Here is a 1,151-nt window from a genome sequence, read left to right as displayed (position 1 = left end):
TGCATCAGGAAGCTGACCGGCTTGCTTCAGGCTTTGCTCCCGGGCTTCACGCCCGATAATGCACTGGAAATCACGCACCAACTGAGGGTAAGGATGCGGGCCGGCTACCGTACCGATGATGTAGAAGGTGTCATCCACGTTGGTGACCCAGTCACGCATGGCTTCGTTCATGGCGTCTTTCAGGGTCCGCGAACCGGAGGTCACCGGAATCACTTCTGCACCCAGCAACTTCATGCGATAAACATTGAGCTTCTGGCGCTCCACGTCTTCGGCACCCATGTACACCTGACACGTCAGACCCAGGCGAGCCGCGACCGTGGCGGTGGCCACCCCGTGCTGCCCGGCCCCGGTTTCTGCAATGACCCGGGGTTTGCCCATGTGCTTGGCCAACAGCGCCTGACCAATGGTGTTATTCACCTTGTGTGCACCGGTGTGGTTGAGATCCTCACGCTTGAGCCAGATCTTTGCGCCACCGAGCTGCTTCGACCATCGCTCTGCCAGGTACAGCGGAGACGGGCGCCCCACATAGTGGGCCAGGTCGTAGTCGAAATCCGCGCGGAACTGCGGATCGTCCTTGAGACGCGCATACATGGCGGTCAGTTCGTCCAAAGCCCCCATCAGGGTTTCGGAAACAAAGCTGCCACCAAATTGGCCAAAGTGGCCACGTGCATCAGGAAAAGCAGAAAAATCAGGGCGTTCAGACACCAGCTACTCCTCGTGTTTTGACACTATTGATAAAGGCGCGAATGGCGGCGGCATCCTTGATGCCGCCGCTGCGGCGACCCTGAACATTCTTCTGTTCAACGCCACCACTCACATCCACCGCCCATGGCCGAACCTGTGTCACAGCTGCAGCCACATTTTCCGGGTGCAGGCCACCGGCCAGCACCACGGGCAAGGGCAGGTCTTTCGGAACCCTGCCCCAGTTGAAAACTTCGCCGGTGCCGCCTGGCAGCCCCGGCACATAGCTATCTACCAGTAACCCCGACGCGTTGCGGTACGCCTGCGCGTACTCATGCAAATCCACGTCGTCCTTCATCCGCACCGCCTTGATCCAGGGGCGCCCGAAACTATCACAGTGCTGCGGGTCTTCATTGCCATGGAACTGCAGTACATCCACCGGCACGGTGGCCAGCACCCGGTTGATCTGG

At 59.8% G+C, this 1,151-nt stretch carries 2 protein-coding genes; both read right to left on the bottom strand.

What is annotated here, in order from left to right; translation table 11 throughout:
• On the bottom strand, window positions 1–705 hold a 705-nt coding region (locus A3730_RS00485), incomplete at its 3' end, for a pyridoxal-phosphate dependent enzyme (RefSeq protein WP_156500708.1).
• The coding region (locus tag A3730_RS00480) for a phosphoribosylanthranilate isomerase (RefSeq protein WP_063537225.1) at window positions 698–1,151 on the bottom strand (454 nt) is incomplete at its 5' end. The genes A3730_RS00480 and A3730_RS00485, both read right to left, overlap by 8 nt.

Source organism: Alcanivorax sp. HI0044, from assembly GCF_001634945.1.
Note: the sequence above shows the minus strand (reverse complement) of the source record. Positions and strands in the feature narration are given on the sequence as shown.